The organism is Bradyrhizobium sp., from assembly GCF_016462955.1.
GTDB lineage: Bacteria > Pseudomonadota > Alphaproteobacteria > Rhizobiales > Xanthobacteraceae > Bradyrhizobium.
The window spans coordinates 1-5,188 of sequence record NZ_JAEMSD010000478.1; the positions used below are offsets into that span (position 1 = coordinate 1).

At 66.4% G+C, this 5,188-nt stretch carries 6 protein-coding genes; 2 read left to right on the forward strand and 4 right to left on the reverse strand.

Features of this window, described 5'->3' with window-relative positions:
• The first annotated feature begins 27 nt into the window (after nt 1-27).
• Nucleotides 28-1,320, forward strand: coding sequence for a UDP-N-acetylglucosamine 1-carboxyvinyltransferase (gene murA / locus JHD07_RS32180; RefSeq protein ID WP_291629473.1), 1,293 nt, complete (start codon nt 28-30; stop codon nt 1,318-1,320).
• 387 nt (nt 1,321-1,707) lie between these two features.
• Here murA and JHD07_RS32185 read toward each other — a convergent pair whose 3' ends face one another.
• Genes JHD07_RS32185 through JHD07_RS32200 form a run of 4 tightly spaced genes read right to left on the reverse strand, consistent with a single transcriptional unit; the run spans nt 1,708 to nt 4,010 of the window.
• Complete coding sequence (locus tag JHD07_RS32185; protein ID WP_291629466.1) at nt 1,708-2,157, reverse strand: periplasmic heavy metal sensor; 450 nt, start codon at nt 2,155-2,157, stop codon at nt 1,708-1,710.
• Nucleotides 2,154-2,582, reverse strand: a complete 429-nt coding sequence (locus JHD07_RS32190; protein WP_291629468.1) for a hypothetical protein — start codon at nt 2,580-2,582, stop codon at nt 2,154-2,156. The genes JHD07_RS32185 and JHD07_RS32190 overlap by 4 nt, the downstream gene beginning before the upstream one ends.
• A complete protein-coding gene (locus tag JHD07_RS32195; RefSeq protein WP_291629474.1) occupies nt 2,579-3,394 on the reverse strand; it encodes an RNA polymerase sigma factor in 816 nt (271 codons plus the stop codon). Before JHD07_RS32195 ends, JHD07_RS32190 begins: the two co-directional genes overlap by 4 nt.
• The gene (locus tag JHD07_RS32200) at nt 3,276-4,010 is read right to left on the reverse strand and encodes an outer membrane beta-barrel protein (protein WP_291629470.1); all 735 of its coding nucleotides are present in this window, start codon (nt 4,008-4,010) and stop codon (nt 3,276-3,278) included. The genes JHD07_RS32195 and JHD07_RS32200 overlap by 119 nt, the downstream gene beginning before the upstream one ends.
• 160 nt (nt 4,011-4,170) lie before the next feature.
• On the opposite strand from JHD07_RS32200, the gene JHD07_RS32205 reads away from it, so the two are divergent.
• The coding region (locus JHD07_RS32205; protein WP_291629471.1) for an MATE family efflux transporter at nt 4,171-5,188 on the forward strand (1,018 nt) is incomplete at its 3' end.

Consider the following 5,188-nt stretch of genomic DNA (forward strand, 5'->3'; position numbering starts at 1 on the left):
CACCCCATCAGGACAGCGAGTATCCATTTGGCGCCCATCCAATACATCGTCGAGGGCGGTCACCGGCTCTCGGGCTCGATCGAGCCGTCCGGCAACAAGAATTCGGCGCTGCCGATCATCGCCGCGGCGCTGCTCACCGAGCATCCGGTCACGCTGGAGAACGTGCCGCGCATCCGCGACACCGAGACGCTGGTCGAGCTGATTCGCTCGGTGGGCGCCACGGCGGAATGGACCGCGCGCAACACACTGCAGATCCACGCCAAGAGCATCCGCGCCGCCGATCTCGATCCTGAATTGTGCGTGCGCATCCGCGCCTCGATCCTGCTCGCAGGGCCCCTGCTCGCCCGCTGCGGCGAGGTGATGCTGCCGCCGCCGGGCGGCGACGTCATCGGCCGACGCCGGCTGGACACGCATGTGCTGGCGCTGGAGCAGCTGGGGGCAAAGGTCACCGCGACCGACCGGCTCGAATTCCGCGCGGCCAAACTCGCCGGCGCGGATGTCTTCCTGGACGAGCCGAGCGTCACCGCGACCGAGAACGCGCTGGTCGCGGCGGTTGCCGCCGACGGCGTCACATACTTGCGCAACGCTGCATCGGAGCCGCATGTGCAGGACCTCGCCAATTTCCTGGTCGCGCTCGGCGCGCAGATCGATGGCATCGGCACCAACACCATGATCATCCATGGTCCCGCCACGCTCGGCGGTACGACCTACCGGATCCAACCCGACCACATCGAGGTCGGCTCACTGATCGGGCTGGCCGCCGTAACGCGCTCGCCCTTGCGCATCACGCGCGCCGGCGTCGAGCATCTGCGCTCGATCCGCATGGGTTTCGAACGGCTCGGCATCGTCTGCCGCGTCGAGGGCGACGACCTCATCGTGCCCTCGAACCAGACTCTGAAGATCCAGGACGATTTCGGCGGCCACGTGCCCAAGCTGGAGGACCAGCCCTGGCCGGCCTTCCCGGCCGACCTGATGTCGATCGCCATCGTCACCGCCACGCAATGCGAGGGCGTGATCCTGATGTTCGAGAAGATGTTCGAATCCCGGATGTTCTTCGTCGACAAGCTGATCGCGATGGGCGCGCGCATCGTGCTGTGCGATCCGCACCGCGCCATCATCGCAGGCCCCAGCCGCCTGCACGGCGCGACGATGACCTCGCCCGACATACGCGCCGGCATGGCGATGCTGCTCGCGGCCGTCTGCGCCGAGGGCACCTCGACCATCAACAACGCCGACCAGATCGAGCGCGGCTATGAGCGCATCGAGGAGCGGCTGAACGCGCTTGGGGCGAAGATCAAGCGCGTGCCGGAGCGGATTTAGCCTATCCTATTTTGGCGGGTTCGCGTCGAACGCCTGCTTGCAGGCCGCGGACAAGCTCGCGTAATTGTCGCCGAGGCATTTTCGGATGCGGCCGCCGCCCGGCATCGTTCCGGCGCAGAGGCGCGAATAATCCGCCTTGCAGGCCTGCTTTGCCTCACTCCGCGCATCGCCTGCGGAAGCTTGCGAAAGAAACAACACGAGAAGTGCGATCAAACTCGCGGCCGCAAGAGCCGCACGCACGTAGACGGCGGCCCGACGCGAGAACCTCACCACCGGTCCGCTTGCCGTCCTGCCAGATCGTTGCACCATATCATCTCCACTATGTCGCAGACATCGATGTAGGTGATACGTTTGGACGGGCCGAATCCCTCGTTCACTCGGCGCGGCTCAGCGAAAATAGCCGCCGACGAGTTGGCGGCGTCCTTTCGGTGAAATACGCTCCAGCATCTCGACGAAGGTGGCGACGACGAGGTCGCCTATCTTCACGCGCTTGTCGCGGGCATCCTTCACGGCTGCTTCCAGCTCGGCCTTGTCCAGATTCGCCTGTGCCGCCGTCTTCATCGCCTTCATCAGCGCGAGCCGGTACTCGGACTGGAGAGGCTGGAGCTCGGCCTCCTTGCCGTGATAGATGCCCCACAGGATCTCTGCGTCTTCCGCGGGCAATCGCTCCGCGACACGCTCGATCATGCGGAGCGGCACGCCCGCACCCGCGCCCGGCATGAAGCCGCCCGGCCGCAGCCATTGCACCGAGACATAGGTGAACAGGATGACGTTGACGCAGAGCGACAACAGCATGAGCGCCCGCCAGGGAGTGGACCATTCTCGCCAGAACTTCATTGCACCGATCCAAATCCCATTGCGTAGACGTCGAAGACGCCGCTCATGACGGACAAGGGGTCCGACGGCGAATGGACATAAGGCATCGCCCCCGCCAGCCACACGCCGACCAGCGCGGAGCAGGCGAGACTTGCGGCGGGAACGAGCGCGGGCCAGCGCAGCAGGCGATACCATGACGGCCGATGGTTCTGCTGCGGCATCGCCGCCAGTCTTTGCAGCACAAGCAAGCTCGACCGATCCGCCCGCGCAGTCTCGATCTCCGGGGCGACAGCGAGCAGGCGGTCGAGGCGCCCCTGCTCATCCAGGACGGCTGCGCCTTCCGCACTCGCCGCCAGTCGCCGCGCGGCCTCGCGCGTTGCCTCGGGCCAGCGCTCGACATCGCCTCCCCATGTCTCGGCCAATTGTCTGAACTGTTCGGGCGTCATGCGTAGCTCCCCGTCTCCTGTATTTTCTGTATGTTTGCCTTCAGCGTCGCGCGGGCGCGGCCCAGCAGCGACTCGAACGCCTTGGCGCTGACGTCCATCGCCTTCGCAGCCTCCTCGCCGCTCAATCCTTCCATGTGGAACAGCGCGATCGCACCGCGCTGCCGGTCCGACAGGCCGGCCATCGCGCGATTGAGCAGACTGAGCTCCTCGTCGGCGATCAGGCGCTCGACGGCGTGCGGTCCCAAATCCGGCACATCGCCGGCCTCTTCGAGCGGCAGAAACGTTCGGCGCCGCGTGCGATCGAAGGTCAGGTTGAGGACGATGCGGTAGAGCCAGGTCGTGAATTTCGCGACCTGCGGATCGAACGAGGCGGCGTGGGTCCAGACCCGCATGAAGGCCTCCTGGCCGATGTCGTCAGCCTCGGCCGGATCGCGCACGATCCGCTGCGCGACCCGGAGTGCCCGCGGCATGTGACGCCGCATCAGGATGCGAAACGCCTGCTGCCGCCGCGCCGAAACCTCCGACATCAAAGCCTCGTCCGAAGGCTCTTCCATCATCCCGATCTGTTGCTCTGGCCTGCGGCCGCCATTGCTGCGGAACACGCGTTGGTCCCGACCGTGAGGGTATGCTGCATCGCTCGAATACGACGCCTCCTCAATCGTATCATCTGCGGCAACAAGTCGCGATCGCCCGTCAGAAGCGCCAGTAAACACCGGCTCGAACGGTGTGCGTATCGAGCTTGGACGTGCGATCGGCGAAATTGACGGCGCCGACCGTCTGGCTTCCGAGGGTTTTCGAGCCGTAATTGTCATAGAGATATTCGAGCCGGGCGGAGGCGTTCGGTGCAAAGCGGAATTCAGTGCCCGCTCCAATCGACCAGCCGACGCGGGTATCGCTCCAATTGGCAACCGCCCCGCTCGCATTGTCGAACGCCTTGCTCTCGACGCCCGCGATGGCGAGGCCGCCGCTGGCGAACAGCAGCGTCCGGCCGAAGGAATAGCCGATGCGCCCACGCAGATGGCTGTTCCAGTTGACGGCGGATTGAAGCTGCGTGAGCGATGGCGTCGGCGGAAAGCCGGTGTCGATGGTCGCGCGCGCATCGACAAAATTCACGTCGCCCTCCACGCCGGCGACGATCCGGCCCCATTGCGCCGAGAAGCCAGCGGTCGCACCCACGGTCGCGCCCTTGGGATCGAGGAAGTGAAACTCACCGGTGGCGGGAAACGAAACATCGGAGCGGCCGGAGAGATAGCCGGCCTGCACGCCGAGATAGGGCCCCGCCCAGCTCAGCAGAGCCGCCGACGCCGCCTGGATTTGCGGGGGCGGCGATGCGGGAAGCCTCAGATCTGCCGCTGCGGCGGGGCCGGCAGCGATGATGACCGAGCCGATGAACGGCGCGGCAAACCTCAGCCTGAATCTCGTTGTCATGCTCAACTTCCCAATGTGAGACCGGCGCCGGTTCGCCGCACATGACGAATACGGCGCAGGTCGAACTTTCCTTCGGCCCAGCGCGATCTTTTTTCCGGCGCGACCCGGTCCGACGTTTCTTTGCCGTTACTTCGCCGATCGAGGCTGCTATGGCCTTGCCATGACCGGGCTTTTGGACACCAGGCAGCCGGGCCTCGCAGGCTCGGATGCGCCGCCGAACCGTCTCGCCGAAGAATTCGTCGAGACGTTGCGACTCGCCGTGCCGCTGATGCTGACGCAGCTCGGCCAGATCGCGATGATCACGACCGATCTGGCGATGATCGGCCGGCTCGGTGAGGACGCGGTGGCCGCGGCGGCGCTGGCCCATACGGTCTACTTCGTCAGCTTCACCTTCGGGCTCGGACTGACCTCCGCGGTGTCGCCGCTGGCGGCGCAGGCGTTCGGCGCCGGCGACGTCAGGCTGATCCGCCGCTCCCTGCGCGTCGGCCTGTGGGTTGCGCTGCTGATCTCGCTGCCGATGATGGCCTCGCCGCTCTATGGCGAGCAGATCCTGCTCGCGCTCGGGCAGACCCCGCAATTGGCCGCGCTGGCGCAACGCTACCTGAGCGGCCTCGCCTGGGGCATCGCGCCGGCGCTCGGCTTCATCGCGCTGCGCGGCATGATGAGCGCGGTGAACCGGCCGCAGGGGCCGCTGTGGATCACGGTGGCGGCGATCCCGGTCAATGCCGGCCTCGTCTATGTCCTGATCCACGGCCTGTTCGGCCTGCCGGAGCTCGGCCTGTTCGGCGCGGGGCTTGCAACCACGCTGGTCAACCTCGGCACCTTCATCGCCGCGCTCGCGATCGCCGCATGGCGAAAGCCGTTCGCGGACTATCATCCGCTCGCCCATCTGTGGCGGATCGACTGGCCGTTGATGCGCCAGCTGATTGCGGTCGGTGCGCCGATCTCGTTCTCGCTGCTGATGGAATACGGCCTGTTCTCCTCGGCGGCGCTGCTGATGGGGCTGATCTCGACGACCGCGCTCGCCGCGCACCAGATCGCACTCCAGGTCACGGCCGTGCTGTTCATGGTCCCGCTCGGCATCGGCATGGCCGCCACGGTACGCGTCGGCCATGCCTTCGGTCGCGACGATCCGGCGGCGGTGACCGCCAACCGCAACCGGCTGGCAGCGGCGATCG

Bases quoted from the DNA above. Each gene is read 5' to 3' on its own strand.
- JHD07_RS32190 (WP_291629468.1), bottom strand. From the start codon at position 2,582: ATGACGCCCGAACAGTTCAGACAATTGGCCGAGACATGGGGAGGCGAT.
- JHD07_RS32200 (WP_291629470.1), bottom strand. From the start codon at position 4,010: ATGACAACGAGATTCAGGCTGAGGTTTGCCGCGCCGTTCATCGGCTCG.
- JHD07_RS32185 (WP_291629466.1), bottom strand. From the start codon at position 2,157: ATGAAGTTCTGGCGAGAATGGTCCACTCCCTGGCGGGCGCTCATGCTG.
- JHD07_RS32195 (WP_291629474.1), bottom strand. From the start codon at position 3,394: ATGACAATTACGGCTCGAAAACCCTCGGAAGCCAGACGGTCGGCGCCG.